Source organism: Fodinibius salicampi (genome assembly GCF_039545095.1).
In the GTDB taxonomy this organism is placed as follows: domain Bacteria; phylum Bacteroidota; class Rhodothermia; order Balneolales; family Balneolaceae; genus Fodinibius; species Fodinibius salicampi.
In genome coordinates this window covers 44,253-67,050 of record NZ_BAABRS010000001.1, presented here as the reverse complement: position 1 = coordinate 67,050, position 22,798 = coordinate 44,253, and the positions used below count along the sequence as shown (strand labels likewise).

Here is a 22,798-nt window from a genome sequence, read left to right as displayed (position 1 = left end):
GTCACTGAACACTCAGAAGAGTATATCTACATTACCTCCCATCCCAAGTGTTATTTTCACACTTCTTATTTTTAAGAATAATTAAAATTTTATGCAAGTGTTTTTCATACACTTTTGTAAAAAAGTAAGAAAGAAGGGAATAAATATTATAAGTTTGATATATAATTTTACTATAACTGCATATTACATAACAGGTTACAACCGAAAAATTTATCTTTATTTACCTAAATAAAATTGATCAATTTTGTAAAAAAATAGAATAATTTTTCTCTATAATCAGTCGTAAATTTCTGCAAGTTGTTCACAAATGCATATTTAACTATGGGGCAGTGAGGAAGAACTGCAATTCATCAAGTATAATTTTTTTTGAATCACAGTAAAAAGTGCTAAAAATAAAAAAGGGTCAGGCTATTGGTTGCCTGACCCGTAAAAGAAAAATAAGTTAAGAAGAGAGTTAAGTTGTCTCAGGTGTTGTATCGTCTGTGAGCGACACTGCCTGGTATCCGCCCTTTCTTTTGTCGTTGATAAAAACGATCAAAAATACAAGTGCTACCAAAAAGGCCAGCGGTGCAATCCAAAGGAAGGCCATTCTTCCCCCATAATTGTCAGCGGGTCGCAGTATCGATGCGGCTTCATTAATTAATTCTTGCTCTTGTTCTACACCTGTATCTACCAATGCTCTCAGAGCATTTCCGGTTAGCGTCCCGTCAAACTCGTCATGTTCCCGGTAGTACGCGAGTGCATCTTCTGCCTGTCCCAATACATTCTGTACATCTGTGGGACGATAGCCCAACTCTGCTAATTGTTCCAGATTACCGGATGCACTCTCAGCTTTTGCTACGTAGGTAGGGAAACGATCCTCCACCTGTTCAAGAATAGATAGGGTCTGCTGTTCATCCAATTTTTCAGGCAAATACTGATCAGCAACTTCTCCCATAATTCCGTTAGAACCGCCTGCAGCAAAAAAGCCCAAGCCAATCAATAATACAATACCCAATGACCCTGCCTTCGGAAATTTCTCGCTCATTAATCCAACCATAGTTGGGAAATAGAACGCAACTCCACAGCCAAATACCGTAGCTGCGAGCATAATCGAAATTGTTCCTGATTCAATAAAAGCAAACATCAACAGTCCTATTCCAGTGAGCACAGAGGAACCCAGCAAGATACCGGGAGGTGAAAATCTTTCGACAAAAGGAGCAGCAAACATTCTCAATACCATCATAATAGCACTTATCCATACCGCTACAAGAATTCCATGCATGCCTGCAGCCTGCAGGATATTGGGAATCCAGCGGCTGGGACCCATCTCAAGTGAAAGAGTGATCATCTTTAACAAAATCAGCCCCCAAACCAACGGATGGGTAAAGGTATACCGAACCATCTCTTTAAAAGGTATACCTGCTTCGGCAGTTTCTGTCTTTGGAAACTTTTCGGGAAAAATCATAATGCCATAGGCAAAAATCGGAATATAGATAATGGCAATCTGCCATGTCCAGTGACCGATTTCTACGGGTCCTATTACTCCTGTCTGAGTCATTAACCATCCCAATATACCACCTACAACCATGCCACCCGGGAAAAAGGCGTGGAAGTGATTAAGTTTAGTTGTTTTATTCTTTGGGAACAGGGCAGCCACCATAGGATTACCGGCCACCTCAATCAAGCCATTACCGGCTCCAAACCCAATGGCACCAAGAAAGAGAATCCAATAGGCAAAAGGGTCTCCTGCAAATGGATAAGCTGCTAAAAAGAGCGTTACCCCCGCAATGTGACCAATAAAGGCCCCGATTGTGGCTTTTCGGAATCCAAACTTTTCCAAGAAAGGTCCAATGGTTAATAGTGATATTGCCATTCCCCATAAGGCCGCTCCTCCGATATATCCAACCTGGGCATTGGTCAAAATAAATTCCGTTTTTAGCTGACCCAGAATGTTACTGACTAAAACAAACGAAAAAGCAGTAGGTAACAAAGCAATACAAATTCCCCAAAACAACTTTTTTCGATTAATTTGAGGAGAAGGTTCATTAGATGTATTCATAATGGTATGGTTAATTGATTTTCAAAGTTGTTAAATGGTCAGTTGGTATTTTTATTATTAATTACAGCATATATCCAGAAATAAAAAACAATAGTATAACAGAAGGTCTTTTAAACCAGATCCCAAAAATTTTCTTAAACAATATTTATCAAATAGAATTCACACATCCCTATAGCTAACTAATCCCGTTGATTCCAAAATGCGTATTATGGGGAATAATAATTCAGACCTGTGTTGAACCCCATAATCAATTTTCGAACGTATCCTAAATACATTTTTAAAAAAAATTATGCAAACGATTACTAATCTTATAAAAAGTTTTTTTATATCAAAGTAAAATTGCATAATCATATTGTAACATCTGGTAACGCTCAATACAAAATAAATTAAACTGAGCATTTATAACTTTATCTCTATTGACAATCTATCTGTATCTTTAAACTCTATTCCTTTATTCCCACCCAATTAAAAAAATGTTGCAAATTTCGAAAATATTTCCTCTCTTTTCAGTGTATTTAATACACTTGTAAATTTCTGCACTATAGCACTCACATAAATTTATTTAATTAACAACAGCAGCTATGAGAAAATTAGCGGGATGGATTCTATTAACTTGTTTGATACTGACGGGAGTTGGTTGCGATTCAACAGAAAGAGAAAATACTGACGATCAGCCACGTAAAATTGAGGTTCTCTTCCTCGGACATGACAGCGAACACCATAACAGCGCGGCGTATGCCCCTATTCTGGCCTCAGCCCTTGCTGATGATGGCATCAACTTTACATATACGGAAAATCCGGGCGATTTAAATCAAGAAAATTTAGCCAAGTTTGATGCGCTTCTGCTTTATGCCAATCACGAGGAAATTACTGATTCTCAGGAACAAGCCCTACTCGATTTTGTGTCAAACGGAAAGGGTTTTATCCCTATCCATTCGGCTAGTTTCTGCTTCAGAAACTCTGAACAATTTGTAGATCTTGTTGGTGCACAGTTTGAAGAACACGGCACCGGCACTTTTACTGCTAACATTATAAACAGTGACCATCCGGTAACAGAAGGGCTGGAGGAATTTGAAACATGGGATGAAACGTATATCCATACTAAGCACAACGAAAATAACCGTACGGTTCTAATGGAGCGAGAAGGAGCAGACCATACAGAACCATGGACTTGGGTACGCACGCATGGAGACGGCAAGGTCTTCTATACTGCTTACGGCCACGATGAACGGACTTGGACCAAAGAAGGATTTCAGAAACTGATCAAAAATGGTATTGTATGGTCGGTAAGTGATCAGGTCCGTGATAATTGGGAACAATTTGTCTCAACTCTTCCCGAACTTGAATATGAAGAGCGTGATAACATACCCAACTATGAGGAACGGGACCCTGCCCCCAAATACCAGCTTCCACTCTCTCCTGAAGAATCACAAAAACATATACAGGTTCCGGTGGGATACGAGCTCGAACTGTTTGCTTCCGAGCCCGATATTATCAATCCTGTCGACATTGCGTGGGATGAAAAAGGTCGTCTTTGGGCCATAGAAACGGTTGACTATCCCAATACCGTACGTGAAGAAGATGGAATCGGTAATGACAAAATTAAGATTCTAGAAGATACTAACGATGACGGCAAAGCTGATAAGGTAACGGTCTTTGCAGACAGCCTGAATATTCCAACCAGCCTTGCCTTTGTTAATGGTGGTATTATCGTTTCTCAAGCGCCTCACATTATATTCCTGAAAGACACGGATGGAGATGACAAAGCAGATATTAGAGAAAAGATAATGTCTGGATGGGGTACCTTTGATACTCATGCCGGCCCCTCCCACCTGCAGTATGGATTCGACAATAATATCTGGGGATCGGTTGGATACTCAGGCTTTGAGGGCGAAATCAATGGAGATTCTCTCCGTTTTCGTCAGGGCTTCTATCGTTTCAGTACCGATTTTGATAACATCGATTTTGAGTTCTTAACCTCTACGACCAATAATACCTGGGGACTCGGCTTCAATGAAACGTTTGATGTCTTTGGTTCTACTGCCAATAATGAGCATGCCGTTTATATGGGAATTCCGCGACGATACTATCAAGACTATGAATGGCCCGAAGGTTCTGAAGGCGAACGCTGGAATGCAGGAACCAAGAAAATTGATGGTCACTATGCTATGCGTCCGATTACACGGAACTATCGCCAGGTTGATGTATTCGGTGGTTTTACGGCTGCATCCGGCTTTAAATTCTATACGGCCCGTCAATTTCCGAAAGAATACTGGAATCGAATCGCTTTTATAAGTGAACCAACCGGTGGCTTGGTACATCGCGCAATCATTGAGCCCGACGGAGCTGGATATTCCGAAAAAGACGGTTGGAATATCTTTGCCGGCCATGATGAGTGGGTATCTCCGGTTCAGGCCAAAGTTGGTCCTGATGGCTCTCTCTGGATCTCTGACTGGTATAATTTTATTATTCAGCATAATCCCACTCCCTCAGAAGAACGTGGAGGCTATGATGCCGAGACTGGCGAAGGGAATGCCCATATAAATCCCAACCGGGATCGCCAACACGGACGTATTTATCGCCTTACTTACAAAGAAGGGGAAGAGTCCACTGCCAATGAATCGATGAGTCTCAGAAAGGAGAATCCAGATGACTTAGTTGAAGCATTAAGTAACGACAACATGTTCTGGCGGTTAACGGCTCAGCGACTGCTAGTTGAGCGAGGAGAAACAGATGTACTTCCGGATTTATATGAGCTCGTTGAAAATACCGAGGTGGATGAACTTGGGTTAAACAGTGCAGCCTTGCATGCCCTTTGGACAATTCATGGGTTGGGTGCGCTTGACAGAGCAAATGAAGAAGCATTAGATATCGCTACTCAAGCACTTGAGCACCCGGCAGCCGGAGTACGAAAAGCAGCAATCCAGGTACTTCCCAGAACGCCGGAAACGAACCGAGCTTTGCTTGAATCCGGTGTTTTACAAGATGAAGACCGACAAACTCAGCTCAGAGCTATTCTTGCAACCATTGAGATGGAACCGATGGATGAAATTGGTGAAATCCTGTTCGAACTTAGTCGGGAAGAAGATGTAATAGAGGATGAATGGTTGGCCGAAGCGATTAAACTGGCTGCTAATAAGCACGAAGAAGGCTACAGAACCGCTACAAGCAGTACATCTACAGGAGAAGAAACAGCCTCAGATTCAGATCAGGATTCCGCATCAGATGCAAACACGATCCGCATTAAGGCTGTGGTAAATGAACTCCAGTTTGATGTAACGGAATTTTCTGTCCAAGCCGGGGAAGAAGTGGAAATTATTTTCGAAAATCCGGATTTCATGCAACATAACTTACTTATCACTGAACCCGGTTCCCTGGAAGAGGTCGGAGCTGCCGCCGATGAAATGGCCGGCGACACTGATGCTGCCGAGAACAATTATGTTCCCGACATGTCTGAAGTTCTTTTTGCAACGGCATTAGTAAATCCCGATCAATCAGTAACCCTCACATTTACAGCTCCCGAAGAGCCGGGCGAATACCCTTATGTATGTACGTTCCCCGGCCATTGGCGCACGATGCAGGGAACCATGATTGTAACAGAAAACTAATCAGATTGCTAACCAAGAAAGAACATATTTAAAATAGTGGATATACAATTTGGCATCAGTACCTGGGTTTGGACCTCCCCTTTTAATACCGAATCAATTGGATTGTTTCCCAAAATAAAGAATTTGGGTTTTGATGTGGTTGAAATTCCGGTAGAAGACCCGGATATCATTGATGGAAAAAAAGTGAAGGAAGCACTTGACGAGCACAATTTGGAAGCTGTGGTATGCGGGGCATTCGGTCCCAGCAGGGATTTCACCCATGATGATCCGGGCGTCCACCAGCAATGTTTCGACTATATGGATGCACTGATGGACTTTTGTACACTGTGGGATATAGACTTCGTAGCTGGCCCGATGTATTCAGCCGTGGGAAAGGCACGTATGGTATCTCCTGATCAGAAAAAGCAGGAGTGGGAACGGGCCGTTACCAATCTTCGCAAGGTCTGTCAAAGGGCATCTGACCGCGGACTTGAACTGGCAATCGAACCGCTAAATCGATTTGAATCTGATTTAATCAATACCACCGGACAAGCCAAGCAACTTGTCAATGATATTAACCATCCTGCCGCTAAAATTATGGTGGATGGCTTCCATATGAGCATTGAAGAAAAAAGTATGGAGGCAGCTATACGAACCGCTGGAGATCAGCTTATACACGTTCAGACTTCCGAAAACTATCGCGGCACGCCCGGAACGGGACAAACCGATTGGGAAAGTTTCAGAAAAGGATTGGAAGCCGTTGAGTACGAGGGAACTGTCTCTATTGAAAGTTTTACCTCTGACAATCAGGAATTAGCTGATGCCGTATGTATCTGGCGCCCTCTGGCTACGGATCAGGATGAGATGGCAGAGAATGGTCTTAAGTTTTTAAAGCAAACGTTTAAATAAATAGATATAGTACTATGGCAAACAAAGTAAATATTGCGATTGTAGGATTGGGATTCGGAGCAGAGTTTATTCCTATTTTCCAGAAACATCCGGATGTGAATATGTATGCAATATGTCAGCGTACAGAATCGGATCTCAATGAAGTCGGCGATGCCTTTGGCATTGATGCCCGGTATACTTCATACGAGGAGCTGCTGGAAGATCCGAAAGTTGACGCTGTACACATCAACACTCCCATCCAGCTGCACGCCGAGCATTCGCTGATGGCACTGAGGGCCGGCAAACACGTTTCCTGCACGGTCCCCATGGCTACAAGCATTGAAGATTGTGAAGAAATTATCGATACGGTCAACGAAACCGGCTTAAAATATATGATGGCTGAAACCGTGGTCTATAGCCGGGAATATCTCTTTGTAAAAGAGTTGTATGAAAAGGGCGAACTCGGAAAAATACAGTACCTCCAGGCAAGTCATCCCCAGGATATGGAAGGCTGGCCGGAGTACTGGGAGTATATGAAACCGATGCATTATGCCACCCACGTGGTAAGTCCCGTACTTGGATTAACTAACGCCCAGGCGGAATATGTTTCCTGCTTTGGCTCAGGTAAAATCAGCGATGACCTAATTGAAAAATCGGACTCCCCTTTTGCTGTGGAAACATGCCATATCAAACTAAAGGATTCCGATCTTTCTGCCCATATCTACCGTTCGCTCTTTGATACAGCCCGACAATACCGGGAAAGTTTTGATGCCTACGGATCAAAAAAATCCTTTGAATGGCCACTCATTGAAGGGGAAGATCCGGTTATCCACACGGCTAAAAAACCGGAGCCTGAAATACCCGAGCGCGTAGAAGTGCCGGATTACGGACATTTGTTGCCGGAGGAAATTCAGGAGTTTACCCAGGAAGGCGTTTACGATGCCGATGAACATGCCCACCTCTCCTTTATTCAAGGGGGCGGACACGGTGGCTCGCACCCGCACCTGGCTCATGAGTACGTGGCTGCGATCCTGGAAGACCGGGATCCATATCCCAATGCTGTTCAGGCAGCGAACTGGACCTGCGTAGGACTACTCGCGCACGAATCAGCTATGGATGGCGGTAAGATTAAGCATCTTCCCGAATTTACACTGACCTAATTTGGTAACTATTCACTGATAATAAAATTAGAAAGGCCTTCCTGATCTCCGGGAAGGCCTTTTTTTGAACTATACATCTTTAATTCTTATCGCTATCCGCTCCCCTTACGTAAGAGAACTCTTTCCTCTCCTCTTCAAGATATTTCAGATGGAAACCATTTATTCCTAAATTAATGTATTCGAAGAAAAATAATTTGACATATTTCTAAATACTATTATTTTAGTACTAGGGCAATAAAAACAAAAATACCTCAGTATTATGAAAAAATCACTTACACCTTTAGGGGAAACTGAAATGGAAGTTCTGCATCATGTGTGGGAACTGGAAGAGGCAACGGTCAAACAGGTTCGGAATCGAATTCTTGAATCACGTGAAGTTGCCTATACGACGATTATGACGGTCATGAAAAACTTGGCAGATAAGGGATATCTAAAATATCGAAAAGAGGGCGTAACCTATGTCTACAGTCCGGCCCGCGAACCTGAATCCGTCCGCTCAAGCCTTATTGGCGATCTTATGAAAAAAGTGTTCAAAGGTTCACCCAAAGAATTGGTGCAGGCGCTGGTAAATAGTAAAGATTTATCTCAAAAAGATCTCGGTGAGATTAAACAGATGATTGATAAAATGGAGGACTAATTATGGTAGAACTCATAAATATCTTGCAAACAATCGGTGATATAACCTTAGCTAACCTTTGGTTTCCTTTAATTGTGTGGACAGTCATTGCTCTACCAATTACGATACTTCTACACCGTACTGACCGCATCCCCCCGGTTTACCAATACCACAGCCGAATGGCCTTATTACTAGCCCTCCCCCTGGGAATCGCGGGATCGTACCTAATAGAAATGCTAGGCAAAGCGCTGGCCTCATCCCAGGCTGTTGCAGCAAAATTCATTGTGGTACCAAATCCTATCAGCATTTCTGCTACAAATTCGCAGACCACCCCTTGGAACAGCCTATCCGATCCCATGTTATGGATTGGATTAACCACTATTTTCCTGGCGATCGGGGCCATCTATTATTTGCTGAGATTCATTTATAATAGCATTCAGTTAAAACAACTGGCCAAGAACCTGGAGTTCAATGAGCTACCTCAGGTAGAGGAGCTCAAAATCTCCATAGGCAACAATCCGGTTCCCAATCTAAATCCACTGATCGCTTTTTCAGAACACGCAAACATTCCCTTTACCTATGGCTGGATCAACACTAAGATTGTCATTCCTGCCGAACTGAAAGAAGATCCGGATAAAATGGGGATGGCCATTCGTCACGAGCTGATGCACATAAAACACAAAGACTTCCTGCTGAATGGTATGTTGTTAGTACTCAAAGCCCTTTTCTGGTTTCATCCGCTTATCCACCACCTGTACAACAGCAGCCAGGAATTCCGTGAAATAACCTGCGATGGGGAAGTATTATCAGACAATCAATTTTCTAAAAAACGCTATGCCGCCCTGCTTTACGAACTGGCTGAACGGGAATATAAGAATAGCAATCTCGCCAGGAGTATGGCGGTCAATCCTTCCTCACTTAAAAAGCGTATTCAAATTATGTCTACTCAAAATATAACCCCCTCCTCCTTTCGATCGAGTTTCCTGCTGACGCTGGTAACTGCAAGCTTGGTTATTTTGACGATCTCCTGCAGTGATATCACTGATAATGGAATAACGAATAGCGAATTTCAGCAAGCACAAGTGCAAATGTCTGCCAATCCGGATGCAAAAGAACGTCCGCTTTATGTATTAAATGGTGAACAAGTGACCGAAACCGATCCTCCCGATGCATTATCCCGGATCAAATCAAAGTATATCAAATCTATTAATGTCCTTAAGAACCAGAAAGCCTTGGATAAATATGGTGAAGCTGGAAGAAATGGGGTCCTAGAGATTCAGTTTTTGGATGATATTAATAAAGAAACCGTATTTTCTGACCTGAAGGAAGCACCGACTCCTCCGCCTCCTACTGGTCCGGGAGGAACTGACTCAAATTCACCGGATTCCCCGGAGTCATCTCCACCGTCCCCTGAAGAAGAGTATTTCGTCGCAGTAGAACAAATGCCGGAATTAGTTGGTGGCCTTGAATCACTATTCACTAAAATCAGGTATCCGGAGGAAGCCCGAGAAGCCGGAGATGAGGGACGTGTTATTATACGATTCATTGTAAATGAAGAGGGAGAAGTTGAGGACCCGGAGGTAATACGGGGCGTCAGTGAATCTTTGGATGAAGAGGCCCTTAGAGTAGTTAAAGAAGCAGAATTTAAACCGGGCACACAACGCGGTAAGCCGGTACGGGTACAATATTCTTTACCTATTATCTTTAGGATACAAGGAAATGATAATACATCCCAGGAATTATCTGGTGAAGATCCTGAAAATATACAGCCTGTCAATAATAACTTGGATAGTATGGTGGTAAATACTTACTAGTGATAAATCAGGTGCATACATGGTTTGGTAAAATTGTTATTCATTTAAAGCGAGACTTAATCCGTCCTGCTTTTTAGTAGTTGCATACATTTTGCCAACTTTTGAAAATTATTCACACTATTTATCTGAATAAGTTTTGATTTCTGCCTGAACTTATTTGTAATTAAAAGCGGAGCTTCATAGGTTCCGCTTTTTCTATATTTTAGCAGTAATCAAAGAAATTTCTAACAGCTTAATTTTCAATCTGTGAGGAAGTTAGCGGCTTACAGTGTCCATCTGCTTACAGCCTCAGGAGCTGCCGTTGGATTATGGTCCCTCATATTAATATATGATGGATATTATCAGGAGGCGCTGTGGGCTTTGGCTGCAGCCGCGGTGATCGATTCCGTGGATGGCGCATTGGCACGCGCCGCCGGAACTAAGCAACACGCTGCTAAAATCGACGGTGCCCTGATGGATAATCTTGTCGACTTCCTCACCTGGACAGTGGCTCCCCTCCTTTGGATCTATGCCACGATGCAGATTCCCTTTTGGGTGCTGCTCATCTGTGCAACTGCCAGTGCCTTTGGGTTTACCAATACACAAGCAAAGACAGACAACCATTTTTTCCTGGGCTTTCCCTCTTACTGGAACATTGTGGTATTTTATATATTCCTGCTGCAATTACCTACACTCTTTGCCTCAGCTATTCTACTGACTTTTGCTGTCACCACCTTTCTTCCCGTTAGATTTGTATATCCTTCCCGCACAGTTTACTTACGAAAATTAACCCTTTTCTTAGGGTTAATATTTATTATTCAAATAGGATGTTTGCTTTACTTTTTTGATAGTTCCCCTCCTTACCTTATTTACACTTCCTTTCTTTTTCCTTTTTATTACTTTGGATTCTCTTTTTATTTAAACATTAAATAATATGAAACATCTGTTTTAGTTTCTCGTAATACAAAGCAAAACAAAAAACTAATTTAACAGCTAAAGTTATGGGTGCTCGGTTAAGAAAATCTCACAGCGATAAAATGATCTCCGGTGTATGCGGAGGAATTGCCGAATATTTAGGCTGGGATCCTACTATCGTACGAATACTATTTGTAGTGGCCACCTTTTTAAGTGGATTTCCATTATTAATTTATCTCATTCTCATGTTTGTGATGCCAGACTAAGGTGTAAGTTCGACAATGCTGGATTATATGTTTTGAAATTAGATTCCTATTTCATAATTATGAGTTAGCTAATACTTATTAAGCATTCATATATGAAAATAGGAATTGTTGGACCCGCTGAACGTGCGGTTGCCTGGGAAAATCATTTGCGAACCCACCAATCCGTTTCTGAAGTAACCATTGCCCCTTCTGTTAAAAACATCCATCCGGTTGATGCCTGCATACTGGTTGATCAGTCTAAAGACCGGCTTGATCACCTATTAAATGCGGTAAAAATGGGCTTACATACCTTCTTGGTAGGTCCCCTTCCAACCGATTCCGATATTGTTGAAAAAATTTACTATGCCTCTGAAGAGGCGAATGTTTTACTCCAATTCTCCCACTGGCCCTCACTGGCTCCTGCATCAAAATGGACAGCAAAAAAGATTACAAAGCCGACTTTTATACAAATTGTGCGAGAACTTAATTATAATCAACGGCTCGAATCAGATTCGGATTTTAAATTTCTATGGATTGATGAACTCGCTTTTTGCCTCAGGTGGATTAAAGGTACAGTCCATTATATAGACCTTAAAACAGTTCAATTAGGCAGTGCAGATACCCACTTAATGCACCTTTTTCTTCGCTTTGACAGTGGGGCAACATCCAATATCTACGTGAGCGGGACTGCCTTAACGAATTCTCACCACCGAATTATCGCTGATAATAATTTTATCTCAGACTGTAACGTATTAGAACAATCCGTACGACTGGGACAAAAAAAAGAAGGAGAGCATCTTTTCTTTAATACCCAATCATTTGACGCCTCAAAATCAGCAGAACTTTCAGCAGTTGAATTTATTAAATCAATTCAACTGAACCGTCCAACTATCTATAACGGCTATCATTTAATGGAGCTCACCAAAGCGCTTGATAAAATTGACAAGCGGCTGCGCAGAAGATAGAATACTTCTTGATGATTATCGTCTACGGCTAACCTCCACCTGCTCACTGCCAACTATGCATCGTAAAACTGTTAGCCACCCTTATTGTGCATCTTTTTAAAAAAAGCTTTCAATTCTTCTCGCGAACCAAGCTTATCAATAAAATTAAACTGTCCCGCTGAGAGCCGCTCTCCACCGTCAATAACTACACATTCTCCCGTAATATAAGGGGCCATATCAGACATTAAGAAGGCAGCAAGATTCGCCAATTCCTCCTTATCACCATACCGGCCGGCCGGAATCTTGGACAGAAACTTCTCCTCTGCGCTTTTATCCGGAACCAAACGCTTCCAGGCGCCCTTGGTGGGGAATGGTCCCGGGGCAATGGCATTCAGACGGATACCATAGGTGGCCCATTCATAAGCTAATGAGCGGGTCATCGTAAGAACTCCTGCTTTTCCACAGGCCGAAGGCAACACAAATGCCGAGCCGGTAGATTCTGAATAAGTGGTAACCATATTCAAAATATTTCCCTCCTTTCCCTCATCAATAAGGTAATTGCCAAAGACATGAGTACAGTTGAATGACCCATGCAAGACAATATCGACCACGGCTTTAAATCCGCCGGGACTCAGATCTTCGGAGGCTGATAAAAAGTTACCGGCCGCATTGTTGACGAGGCCGGTCATTTCACCAAAGTCAGCTATTATCTCGGAAATCATCTCCTGAATACGTTCGTAGTCCCGTACATCAGCCACATAATATTTAGCTGAACTATCATTGGAGGCTTCTTCAATCCCCTCGACGGCCTTTTGGAGCTTCTCCTCTGTCCGGCCACAAATAGCAATATTACTGCCCAGTGAAGCAAACTTTTTGGCCATCGCCAATCCCAGTCCGCTTCCACCGCCGGTAATTAAAATGGTTTCTCCCGCTAACGTATCTTCAGTAAACATAATTTATAATCCAGATTAAAAACTATTTGCTTCAATTTATTATTTTGAACAATGGTAATCAGATTCAATTTAGGATATTTTACCATGAATACTGCTTACACTATCGGTCATTCTACCCGCAAAATCGAAGAGTTTATAAGCCTGTTAACGGGAAATCATATCCAACTGCTGATTGACGTCCGCCGTTTTCCCGGTTCTCGCAGGCATCCCCACTTTAACAAGGGCAACCTGGAACAATCACTCCAAGAGGGGAACATCAACTACCGGCATATGGAGATATTAGGCGGACGACGTGGAAAGCCTGAGAAAAACAGTAACAATGACGGCTGGAAAAGCGAAGGATTCCAAGCCTATTCGGATTATATTAACACCTCTGAAGTTCAGGAAGTCATTAACGAACTTAGCAAACTTTCCCAAAATACAAGATACGCACTTATGTGTGCCGAGGCACTTTACTGGCAGTGTCATCGACAGCTCATCGCGGATGCTCTTGTGGCAAGAGAGATTCCTGTCAACCACATTTTAGGGCCCGGTCAACTTGAAAAACACTCCTTGAGGGATATGGCACAAATCATGGAAGATAAACGGGTTGTTTATCCGTCCAGACAACAAGGATTGTTCAAAGATTAACTTTTGCTCGCTGCTTCCTATCTAGTTCAGGTTTTCAAAAATACCGGCAGCCCCCATACCGCCACCTACACACATTGTAACCATTCCAAACTGTTTGTCAAGGCGCTGCAAATCGTGCAGAATTTGGGTAGTTAGTTTCGCGCCGGTGCATCCGAGTGGATGTCCCATAGCAATGGCTCCACCATTGATATTGACTATATCTTCATCCAGATCCAGCTCACGGATAACGGCCAGTGATTGAGCAGCAAATGCCTCATTGAGCTCAATCAGATTGATATCTTTCAAGTCAAATCCGGTCTGTTTTAGTACTTTGGGTACCGCTTCTACAGGACCAATCCCCATAATTTCAGGAGGAACCCCTGCTACTGAAAAACCGTGATATTTAGCAATGGGCTGAAGTCCCAGCTCATCGGCTTTTTCACGGCTCATCACAATTACGGCCGCTGCAGCATCATTCATCTGGGATGCGTTTCCCGCGGTAACGGTCCCCCCTTGTTTAAAAGCAGGATTGAGCTTTGCCAAAATCTCTTCTGAAGTATCACTCCGTGGACCTTCATCGGTATCAAATAAAAATTCTTGCTCCTCGACTTCACCACGGGCTGTTACCTTTTTTTCCTTGACCTCTATAGGTACTATCTGGTTATCAAAATACCCTTCGTCCCATGCCTTTAAAGCCCGCTGGTGACTGCGATACGCAAAGGCATCTTGGTCTTCACGGCTCACATCATATTTTTCGGCCACATTTTCAGCTGTCAAGCCCATGTTGATATAAATTTCAGGATAGTTCTCCACCAACTCAGGGTTTAATCGCGAAACGTAGCCTCCCATGGGCACCAACGACATTGATTCCACTCCCCCAGCAATAATCACTTCTGCCCCTCCTACCATAATGCGTTCTGCGGCTTGGGCAATAGTTTGCAATCCGGAAGAGCAAAACCGATTCATCGTAGCGGCAGGAACTGAAGATGGAAGCCCCCCAAGTGCCGCACACTGGCGTGCGATATTGAGACCCTGTGCCGCCTCGGGGAAAGCACATCCTAAAATAACATCATCCACCATATCGGGCTGCAGATTCGGTGCCCGCTCAAGCAATGATTTGATCACTTCTCCACCCAGCGTATCAGGCGGTGTAAAGCGTAGTGATCCTTTATTAGCTTTTCCGGTTGGCGTTCGTGCAGCAGCTACAATTACGGCATCTTTCATGTTGTTGTTTGTTAGTAGTTATACGTTATTTGGAAAAGATTCATAAACCGTTTCATTTTCCTTACCCATCGAATCTTTCTTGGCTTTCTTCAAATATCTGATATATCCATTTAACAATTTTTGACAGTCGCTAACTTCTTCTCTCAATTTCCTAAGCTCTTCTTTCTCAATACTTTCAAGTCCTCAAAAGAATTTAGCTCTTTTTTTCTGTCCCATTTTCCTAATAACTAATAACAGTTAACTAGTTTCTAAGTGGTTTTCCCTTCTTGAGCATGTGCTCGATTCGGGCCTGTGTTCGTTCATCCTCCAGCAGTTCGATAAAAGCTTTGCGCTCGAGTCGCAAAATATAATCTTCTGGCACTTCCTGCGGTTCGCTTAAATCTCCACCGCTCATTACATAAGCTACCTTTTCTGCCACTACTTTATCATAGTCAGTAATGAAATTAGCCTCGTGCATAATATGCAGCATCATTTTCAATGAACTCAATGCCTGTTTACCGAGCACTTTTATTTGAGGCTTAACCGGTGGATGATAGCCCGCATCAGCCATCCGGAGAGCCTCAGCCTTAGCATTGGCAATCAATAGATCACGGTTCATAACCACCTGATCCGATTCACGAAGATATCCCATTTTTTTAGCTTTTGGGGCTCCGTCAGAGACCTTAGCCATACCAATAGTTTTAAATTTCTCTTTAATATTCGGCATGGGATCAGTCTGCTCATCTTCCATCAGCTGTTGCATTGTCCGATAAAGTATCTCCTTGGTTCCCCCTCCGGCCGGAAGTAATCCTACCCCTACTTCTACCAAGCCGGCATAGAGTTCATGGTGAGCTATCACTTTATCGGCATGTAAAACAAATTCTACTCCTCCTCCCAGAGAACGACCGAATGGCGCTATTACCACTGGAAATGGACGGTAACGCAATCCAACAGCTACATCTTGGAAATTCTTTGCTGCTTCACGCACGCGTTTTTTATCTCCCTTCTGCCATGTCTGCATTGCCTCCATCAGGTTGGCTCCATAGGTAAAGTTATCACCATCGTGACTAATAACCAGGGCATCAAATTGATCTTCGACAATATTACACGCTTTATCGAGCGATTGTACGAGCTCAAAACCAAGCGTGTATTTGCGGGTTCGAAATTCAAATAAAGCGATTCCCTCTCCCATATCGTATAACCCGGCACTCTCGTTTCCAAAGACCTCTTTATCATTAGCTTTGAGTGCGGAAACCTGAATAGCTCCTTCAGCCGGTGGACTAAGCTCTTGCGCTTCACCGATAGCCAAATTGTAAACGGTTCCCTTCTCATAGTCATAAAACTGATGGCGCCCTCTTTCGATCATATTGAGTACTGACTCCGGAACCTCTATCCCCTCATCCTGCATTCGCTCTACGCTTTCAGGCACCCCGATAGCATCCCACCGTTCAAAGGGACCTAATTGCCAGTTAAAGCCCCACTTCATGGCCCGGTCTATGGCTTCAACAGAATCCGTTATTTCCGGAATTCGGTTCGCAGAATAAAGCAATAAATCACGGTGAATATCCCACAGGAACTGCCCGATCTTATCATCTTGGTTAACTAAAAATCGAAGACGCTCCTCTGGTGAATCAAATTTCTTCTCAGCTTCAGATGCACTCTCAAACTCCGGATCTATTTGGGATTCATATTCGCCCGTTTCGGGATTAATGACTTTGTACTCTTTACCTGTCTCAGTTTTAACCTTTTTATAAAAACCTTCCCCCGCTTTATTACCATGCTTGCCTTCCTCCACCATTTGCTCAAAAATATCAGGCAAATCGAATACTTCGCGACATTCATCGTCCGGAATAGCAGGATACAAATTTGATGCAACGTGATGAATCACATCCAGACCCGACATATCGGCCGTACGAAAAGTAGCGGCTTTTGAATAACCAGTGAGCGTGCCCAAAAGAAAATCAATTTCTTCGGCACGAAAACTACCCTCAAAGAAGTAAGGCATAAGATTAGCCATGGAAAAGATACCTATGCGGTTGGCAATAAAATTGGGAGTATCCTTGCATTGAACAACCCCTTTGCCCAAATCCTGCTCGCAAAAACGGGACATATACTCCGTAACTTCATCGGCCGTGGATTCTGTGGGAATGACTTCCAAAAGCTTCATATAACGAGGCGGATTAAAAAAATGGGTCCCAAGGAAATGCTGCTTAAATTCGTCCGAGCAGTCTTCGCTTATTTTTCCAATTGGCAACCCTGAGGTATTAGAACTAACAATGGTTCCTTTCTTCCGGACATCCTCGATATCACTCATCATCTGCTTTTTGATATCCATTTTTTCAATAATGGCTTCACAGACCCAGTCTACTTCTCCCAATACGTCCAAATCATCCGTAAAATTTCCTGCCTTAATGCGGTCGGCATATTCCGGTAATCCCAGAGGAGAAGGATTCATCTTTTTAAGCTTCTTGATGCTATCAATCACCTGTTGGTTGGGATGATCGCTTTCCTCATCTTTCAGGTCGAGTAGCCAAACATCAAGTCCAGCATTTACGCAGTGAGCGGCAATCTGACTTCCCATTGTTCCGGAACCCAATACTGCGACCTTTTGAATAGCATACTTTGATGTACTCATGAATAATTTTCTTATAAGTTCATATTAAAATTATAATACCGACACCTTACTACTCCTCTTCGTCTTCCGCCTCTTCATACATTGAATTGATCTCCTTCTCGTAGCGTTCATTAATGACCGGGCGCTTCGTCTTCATAGTCGGAGTCAACTCACCCGACTCAATCGTAAATGGCTCATTGAGGATTACAAATTTCTTGACGGTTTCCCAAGGTGAGAGTTCATTATTCACCTTATCGACCTCTTTTTGGATGAGCTTTCTGACATTCTCATCATTATTAGGTTCATCCGATACCGATTTACCCTTACTTTTCAGCCGCTTTTCTACATTCTCATAATTAGGTACAATTAAAGCTGAACAAAACTTTCGCTTATAACCGATCACGACTGCCTGATCTATATAGCCATTGTTAATTAATTTATTTTCAATGATTTGAGGAGCTATATATTTACCCGTAGATAATTTAAACACCGATTTTTTTCGATCTGTAATAAACAGGTAATTATCCTCTAGTTTTCCCACATCCCCTGTTTTAAACCATCCGTCATCGGTCATAACTTCTTTGGTCTTTTCCACATTATTAAAGTACCCATCCATAACGTTGGGTCCCTTTGTAAGAATCTCCCCATCATCCGCTATTTTCACCTCAACATTGGAGAGTGGTCTTCCCGAGCTCCCCACCCGCATATGATCCACATCCGTAACTGAAATAACCGGAGATGTTTCTGTAAGTCCGTATCCCTGACCACAATACAGTCCAATAGCATTAAAAAACTGGAAGATATCGGGCGAAAGGGCTGCACCTCCACTAATAAATCCAAGCAATTTCCCGCCAAAAAGATCCCGGATCTTCGAATACACAAATTTGTCCGCAATTTTATGTTTAATGGCCTCTAATCCACTTGGCGGATTCTCGGGATCATAATTCACGGCCCTGTCTATAGCCCAGTAATAGAGCCTTTTTTTCAGGCCGCTCATTTCCTGCCCCTTCACTTTTATACCAGTATGTATTTTTTCCAGCAGTCGGGGTACGGTTGCCATAAAAAACGGTTGAATTGACTCAAAGTCGTCCCGAATTTGATCTACTTCCTCAATGTAGTAGACGGGATATCCCATATGTAAATACAGGTATGTAATAAGCCGCTCGAAGACGTGCGACAAAGGCAAATAGGAAAGCATCCGTTCGCCTTCCTTCACATTCTTATCGAAGGGGACCCGTTCCAAAGATGCTAGTAAATTGGAAGCAATGTTATTGTGCGTCAGCATTACTCCCTTGGGATCTCCCGTGGTTCCGGAAGTGTATATCAGCGTTGCAAGATCCTGAGGTTCAACTTCCTCTTTTAACTCTTCAAACAGGTCGGGATTCTCTTTTTCAACAATTTTCCCTTTTTCTATGATGGTATCAAAAGTATGTATCCCCTCCTCTTCTGAACCAAACAGGGTAATAACTCCTTTAATACTTCCTATCTCTTTTACCAAAGATCTGCTTTCAGCAAAAAGTTCATCATTGGATACAATATGGACTTTTGCCTCACAGTTTTCCAGGATATACTTAATCTGCTCGGCGGGCTGTGTAGTGTAAATAGGAACATTCGCTGCTCCGATTGATAAAATAGCCTGGTCATAAATAAGCCACTCAGTGCTGTTTTCAGCATGTATACTTATCCGATCTCCTTTTCGTATTCCGAGATCATACAGCCCCAATGCAAAATAGCGAACCTTCCTTGTAAACTCATCTTTTGAGGTTTCTATCCACTCTCCATTGCGTTTCGTAGCTATATAAACATCCTGATCATGCTTACTAATGCCCTTATCTATTTCCGAAATAATTGTTGTGGGATCATATTCCATGTCGGCCTGCTCTTTATTTGACTGTTTCTATGTAATTTAAACGTTTGGAGGAGATATAAAAGTCCATTTTTTGTTTCTTAATTATTTACCTTACCCAGTTCCTTCTTATGCTAATGAATTGTAACAGAATCATTTATGTATATCCAGCCAAATCTCAAATCCCGGGTTAACCAGTTTTTGGATATGTCCGAAAATAATATGGGAGATGCTCTCGGCATTACCTTTCAATCCTTTAAAGACGACGAGATCATAGCCTCCATGCCCGTAAATGAAAATACGATACAACCCTTTGGATTACTTCACGGAGGAGCTTCTGTTGCCCTCTCTGAAACCCTGGCCTCTGTAGGAGGATGGCTAAACATAAAGGAAAAAGGGAAAACAGCTGTTGGGGTTGAGATAAATGCCAACCATCTGCGGTCAGTCAAAAAAGGAAATACGGTTAAAGGTATTGCTGTTCCAATCCATATTGGCAAGCAGACGCACGTTTGGGAAACTAAAATTTTTAATAAATCTGAGAAGTTAATTTGTGTCTCGCGCTGTACGTTAGCCGTTGTTAATATTTAAACTCCAGACTCTATATTCTAAAAAAAGCCAACTTAATTAAAGAGCTGTTTCATTAGTTTTCTTTTTGTAACTGGAAATATTGTCTCCCGAAATGGGAAATCAAGGTTCGTCTGGAAGGCAAAGGTAGCGGGATTGGGCAGCTCCCTGTTTTCATTAATCAAATCCAGCTTAATAGCATTCGGAGAACGATGAGCCTCGCCTTTTGCCAATCCTTTTAGAAGAGCGGTTTTAAGAGACCGGTATTTGTCCTGTGAACTTTCAAAAACCGTAACCTCATATTGAAAGAGCAAAAGTTTAGATTCTTCATTATCGGGCACAAAAAAGTACCCTTCGTCGGTATAATTAGGTACAATGCCCACCTCTTCTAATTTAATCTCGTCATCTACAAATTCGTAAATTGCTTTTCCCTCTTCTATTTTTGCTTTAAGGTGTGGAAGAGCCCACTCAATAAGATCCTCTACTTTCGAGAGATCTGAGCCGTCTACAAAAACGACCTCATGCTCTATACGCTGATTGACAAAATCGATCTTTTTTATTCTTTTCGGAAAGTTGTTGCGCAAGTCCCGGAGCCTGTTCAGTATCTCATCCAGAGCGGTATAAAGATCAACCAGATGACTCAGATGCGGATAAATCTTATTCATCTGGAAATCAGCCGAAATCTTTTTTAAGCCAGCCAAAATTTTGTACTGAGACGATTCAAAATCTGATTGGACTTGGGTAAAAAGTTCTATATTGAGTGGATGATTGCTCATTGGAGCCTCCTGTAGTGATATTAAGCGTTATCCAACGTTGTTAACCGTATATTAAACTTTAGCTAATAACGAAGAGAGGAGCAAACTTTATTGCCAAACTATAATATTTAATGCCTTAACATTATTGGTGGCATGAACTAAACAAATGGCATAATTTGTTAAAGTAATGATGCCAAATAAGACTGCAACTCCATGAAAATACTAAACATACACGCTTTTTTACTTTTCCTTTTTTTCGCATTCAGTTTTTGGGCAGTGAAAAGCAGCGGTTTAAGTCAGCAAGATACGCGTATCCCCATCCCTCATGATTCTTTAGACTCACAAATTGCTGATACAATAGAGTGGAATCGTCCAAGATTCTCAGAACGCCAGAAGGAGCGCCATCAGCTGGTGGAAGAAGGAGTAAAAAATCAGGGCGTAAAAGATTCAAGCGTTTTGCAGGCGATGCGGCATGTCCCCCGACATCTGTTTGTACCTGAACGTTATCAGCAATATGCTTATCAAAATCGTCCACTTCCTATTGGACACGACCAAACCATATCACAACCATTTATTGTAGGATATACCACTGAAATGCTGGAGCTAGAAGCCGGTAAAAAGGTATTAGAGATAGGAACCGGCAGCGGTTACCAGGCAGCAGTGATGTCTGAAATAACGCCTTCTATCTACACCATAGAAATTGTAGAACCCTTGGCTAAACAAGCTATAAATCGCTTTGAGAAGTTGGGATATCATACCATTAAAACAAAGATTGGCAATGGATACAAGGGATGGCCCGAACATGCACCTTTTGATGCTATTATTTTGACCGCTGCTCCCGAAGAGGTTCCCCAACCACTCATCGATCAACTGGCAAAGGGAGGCATTCTGGTCGCTCCGGTGGGAGAAGCCGGTGAAACCCAAATACTGACAAAAGTCACTAAATCTCAAGAAGGTGAGATCAGTTACCAGCGGAATATTCCGGTTCGCTTCGTTCCAATGACAGGAGAAATTGAATCGCCATAGAATAGATTGGAATACTTATCAATTGTTATCACAATTTTCTTTTATACCTACAGTTAAAAACTACACTATGTTATAAAATTGACTTCACTCTATGGAATATCATCCATTTATGTTGCCCTAAAAAATATTTTTGGGGTTATTTAATTATATTTAGCTTCATTTGGTACACTCTCGATTTAACAGAAGTTTAATTCTTTTCAGATCATGCCGCATCAAAAATTTTTCCTTCTTACGCTTTGTCTCTTTCTGTTACCATTTATAACCTCTGCCCAGAAATCTAATTTAGATTCAGAAACGGAAGTCATTAATTACATTTTTGAGGAACTACCTCTCGAAGAGAAAATAAATGAACATCCCCGGGAGTTACACGAGCAGTTTTCTCAAAATCCCTTCGGATTATCCCCTTCTAAAAATGACCAGATGATGGATCTATTCCTACAGGCCTTCACGGCAGACTCGCTCGTTTACCATACACAAGAGGTATTCCGGGAAAATTTTGATGAGAATAAGGCTCAGTCAGTAACAAAGAGGCTTAAAGACGAAAGTATTCAAGAAGTTCTGGAAGCCGAACAAGAATTCTATTCCCTTCAGGGTATACGAAAGCGTGTTGTAAACAGATATGAACTTGAACAAAATCCCCCCTCCGATGCACGGACAAAGCTCATTAACTCCTTGGTAGCAAGTATGTCCGCTGCTGAAACTGAGACAGAATCCCAGCTTATTCTTTTTCGAGCCATTGTTACTGCATTTGGGAAGCTTAGTGATGAACGGACGCTCAGTGATTCGCAAATAGACAACTTTGTTAACAACTTCCGTAACCGAATGCAGGGACAAGTCGACCAAGAATTAACCCAACAATATTTACTTAAGTATCACGGGCTGGATAATGAAGTACTGCAACAGTATCAATCTTTTTATGAATCGGAAGCGGGCAACTGGTTGAATAAAAACGTTAGTCAAGGCATCCAGTCGGCTTACCAGAAAGCCTCAGACCGTTTTTTAGAATCTGTCCAAAATTTATAGTACCTCTTTTAAACTT

18 protein-coding genes are annotated in these 22,798 nt (G+C 42.3%); 12 read left to right on the top strand and 6 right to left on the bottom strand.

The annotated features are described in order from the left end of the window. Positions 1–454: 454 nt before the first annotated feature. Positions 455–2,041, bottom strand: coding sequence for an MFS transporter (locus tag ABEB05_RS00295; RefSeq protein ID WP_265786451.1), 1,587 nt, complete (start codon positions 2,039–2,041; stop codon positions 455–457). A 581-nt stretch (positions 2,042–2,622) separates the two neighbouring features. On the opposite strand from ABEB05_RS00295, the gene ABEB05_RS00290 reads away from it, so the two are divergent. The 8 genes from ABEB05_RS00290 (at position 2,623) to ABEB05_RS00255 (ending at position 12,210) form a co-directional block, all read left to right on the top strand. Next, positions 2,623–5,649, top strand: a complete 3,027-nt coding sequence (locus ABEB05_RS00290) for a PVC-type heme-binding CxxCH protein (protein WP_265786450.1) — start codon at positions 2,623–2,625, stop codon at positions 5,647–5,649. Positions 5,650–5,685: 36 nt separating this feature from the next. Then, positions 5,686–6,537: a sugar phosphate isomerase/epimerase family protein gene (locus tag ABEB05_RS00285; RefSeq protein WP_265786448.1), complete on the top strand. Its 852-nt coding sequence runs from the start codon at positions 5,686–5,688 to the stop codon at positions 6,535–6,537. 14 nt (positions 6,538–6,551) lie between these two features. Beyond that, positions 6,552–7,676, top strand: coding sequence for a Gfo/Idh/MocA family protein (locus tag ABEB05_RS00280; protein ID WP_265786446.1), 1,125 nt, complete (start codon positions 6,552–6,554; stop codon positions 7,674–7,676). A gap of 259 nt (positions 7,677–7,935) precedes the next feature. Further along, entirely contained in the window at positions 7,936–8,313 is a 378-nt protein-coding gene (locus ABEB05_RS00275; RefSeq protein ID WP_265786444.1) for a BlaI/MecI/CopY family transcriptional regulator, read from the top strand. A gap of 2 nt (positions 8,314–8,315) precedes the next feature. Beyond that, a complete protein-coding gene (locus ABEB05_RS00270) occupies positions 8,316–10,106 on the top strand; it encodes a M56 family metallopeptidase (RefSeq protein ID WP_265786442.1) in 1,791 nt (596 codons plus the stop codon). A gap of 246 nt (positions 10,107–10,352) precedes the next feature. Next, complete coding sequence (locus ABEB05_RS00265) at positions 10,353–11,018, top strand: CDP-alcohol phosphatidyltransferase family protein (protein WP_265786440.1); 666 nt, start codon at positions 10,353–10,355, stop codon at positions 11,016–11,018. Between the two features lie 68 nt (positions 11,019–11,086). Continuing rightward, positions 11,087–11,266 (top strand): PspC domain-containing protein, encoded by a 180-nt coding sequence (locus ABEB05_RS00260; RefSeq protein WP_265786438.1) that lies wholly within the window; start codon positions 11,087–11,089, stop codon positions 11,264–11,266. A 92-nt stretch (positions 11,267–11,358) separates the two neighbouring features. Next, positions 11,359–12,210, top strand: a complete 852-nt coding sequence (locus tag ABEB05_RS00255; protein ID WP_265786436.1) for a hypothetical protein — start codon at positions 11,359–11,361, stop codon at positions 12,208–12,210. 71 nt (positions 12,211–12,281) lie between these two features. Here ABEB05_RS00255 and ABEB05_RS00250 read toward each other — a convergent pair whose 3' ends face one another. Beyond that, positions 12,282–13,142: an SDR family oxidoreductase gene (locus ABEB05_RS00250; protein WP_265786434.1), complete on the bottom strand. Its 861-nt coding sequence runs from the start codon at positions 13,140–13,142 to the stop codon at positions 12,282–12,284. Positions 13,143–13,226: 84 nt separating this feature from the next. Here ABEB05_RS00250 and ABEB05_RS00245 point away from each other — a divergent pair, with 84 nt between their 5' ends. After that, on the top strand, positions 13,227–13,772 hold the full coding sequence (locus tag ABEB05_RS00245; protein ID WP_265786432.1) for a DUF488 domain-containing protein: 546 nt from the start codon (positions 13,227–13,229) through the stop codon (positions 13,770–13,772). Positions 13,773–13,793: 21 nt separating this feature from the next. Here ABEB05_RS00245 and ABEB05_RS00240 read toward each other — a convergent pair whose 3' ends face one another. The 3 genes from ABEB05_RS00240 to ABEB05_RS00230 all read right to left on the bottom strand — a co-directional run bounded on the left by ABEB05_RS00240 (position 13,794) and on the right by ABEB05_RS00230 (position 19,438). After that, on the bottom strand, positions 13,794–14,975 hold the full coding sequence (locus tag ABEB05_RS00240; protein ID WP_265786430.1) for an acetyl-CoA C-acyltransferase: 1,182 nt from the start codon (positions 14,973–14,975) through the stop codon (positions 13,794–13,796). A gap of 241 nt (positions 14,976–15,216) precedes the next feature. Then, positions 15,217–17,589 (bottom strand): 3-hydroxyacyl-CoA dehydrogenase/enoyl-CoA hydratase family protein, encoded by a 2,373-nt coding sequence (locus ABEB05_RS00235; RefSeq protein WP_265786428.1) that lies wholly within the window; start codon positions 17,587–17,589, stop codon positions 15,217–15,219. A gap of 49 nt (positions 17,590–17,638) precedes the next feature. Then, on the bottom strand, positions 17,639–19,438 hold the full coding sequence (locus ABEB05_RS00230; RefSeq protein ID WP_265786426.1) for an AMP-dependent synthetase/ligase: 1,800 nt from the start codon (positions 19,436–19,438) through the stop codon (positions 17,639–17,641). Positions 19,439–19,621: 183 nt separating this feature from the next. Between ABEB05_RS00230 and ABEB05_RS00225 the strand changes: the two genes are divergently transcribed. After that, entirely contained in the window at positions 19,622–20,002 is a 381-nt protein-coding gene (locus tag ABEB05_RS00225; protein WP_265786424.1) for a hotdog fold thioesterase, read from the top strand. Between the two features lie 32 nt (positions 20,003–20,034). Here the strand turns inward: ABEB05_RS00225 and ABEB05_RS00220 are convergent, their stop codons facing one another. Then, positions 20,035–20,754 (bottom strand): hypothetical protein, encoded by a 720-nt coding sequence (locus ABEB05_RS00220; RefSeq protein ID WP_265786422.1) that lies wholly within the window; start codon positions 20,752–20,754, stop codon positions 20,035–20,037. 192 nt (positions 20,755–20,946) lie between these two features. Here ABEB05_RS00220 and ABEB05_RS00215 point away from each other — a divergent pair, with 192 nt between their 5' ends. Together ABEB05_RS00215 and ABEB05_RS00210 are read left to right on the top strand one after the other, a co-directional pair. Beyond that, entirely contained in the window at positions 20,947–21,759 is an 813-nt protein-coding gene (locus ABEB05_RS00215; RefSeq protein WP_265786420.1) for a protein-L-isoaspartate(D-aspartate) O-methyltransferase, read from the top strand. 204 nt (positions 21,760–21,963) lie between these two features. Continuing rightward, positions 21,964–22,782 carry a hypothetical protein gene (locus ABEB05_RS00210; protein ID WP_265786419.1) on the top strand — a complete coding sequence of 273 codons (819 nt, stop codon included), beginning with the start codon at positions 21,964–21,966 and terminating at the stop codon, positions 22,780–22,782. The last annotated feature ends 16 nt before the right edge of the window (positions 22,783–22,798 follow it).

Coding starts and splice junctions, on each gene's coding strand:
- ABEB05_RS00295 (WP_265786451.1), bottom strand. CDS start 2,041: ATGAATACATCTAATGAACCTTCTCCTCAAATTAATCGAAAAAAGTTG.
- ABEB05_RS00290 (WP_265786450.1), top strand. CDS start 2,623: ATGAGAAAATTAGCGGGATGGATTCTATTAACTTGTTTGATACTGACG.
- ABEB05_RS00280 (WP_265786446.1), top strand. CDS start 6,552: ATGGCAAACAAAGTAAATATTGCGATTGTAGGATTGGGATTCGGAGCA.
- ABEB05_RS00275 (WP_265786444.1), top strand. CDS start 7,936: ATGAAAAAATCACTTACACCTTTAGGGGAAACTGAAATGGAAGTTCTG.
- ABEB05_RS00270 (WP_265786442.1), top strand. CDS start 8,316: ATGGTAGAACTCATAAATATCTTGCAAACAATCGGTGATATAACCTTA.
- ABEB05_RS00260 (WP_265786438.1), top strand. CDS start 11,087: ATGGGTGCTCGGTTAAGAAAATCTCACAGCGATAAAATGATCTCCGGT.
- ABEB05_RS00255 (WP_265786436.1), top strand. CDS start 11,359: ATGAAAATAGGAATTGTTGGACCCGCTGAACGTGCGGTTGCCTGGGAA.
- ABEB05_RS00250 (WP_265786434.1), bottom strand. CDS start 13,142: ATGTTTACTGAAGATACGTTAGCGGGAGAAACCATTTTAATTACCGGC.
- ABEB05_RS00245 (WP_265786432.1), top strand. CDS start 13,227: ATGAATACTGCTTACACTATCGGTCATTCTACCCGCAAAATCGAAGAG.
- ABEB05_RS00240 (WP_265786430.1), bottom strand. CDS start 14,975: ATGAAAGATGCCGTAATTGTAGCTGCTGCACGAACGCCAACCGGAAAA.
- ABEB05_RS00235 (WP_265786428.1), bottom strand. CDS start 17,589: ATGAGTACATCAAAGTATGCTATTCAAAAGGTCGCAGTATTGGGTTCC.
- ABEB05_RS00230 (WP_265786426.1), bottom strand. CDS start 19,438: ATGGAATATGATCCCACAACAATTATTTCGGAAATAGATAAGGGCATT.
- ABEB05_RS00225 (WP_265786424.1), top strand. CDS start 19,622: ATGTCCGAAAATAATATGGGAGATGCTCTCGGCATTACCTTTCAATCC.
- ABEB05_RS00220 (WP_265786422.1), bottom strand. CDS start 20,754: ATGAGCAATCATCCACTCAATATAGAACTTTTTACCCAAGTCCAATCA.
- ABEB05_RS00215 (WP_265786420.1), top strand. CDS start 20,947: ATGAAAATACTAAACATACACGCTTTTTTACTTTTCCTTTTTTTCGCA.
- ABEB05_RS00210 (WP_265786419.1), top strand. CDS start 21,964: ATGCCGCATCAAAAATTTTTCCTTCTTACGCTTTGTCTCTTTCTGTTA.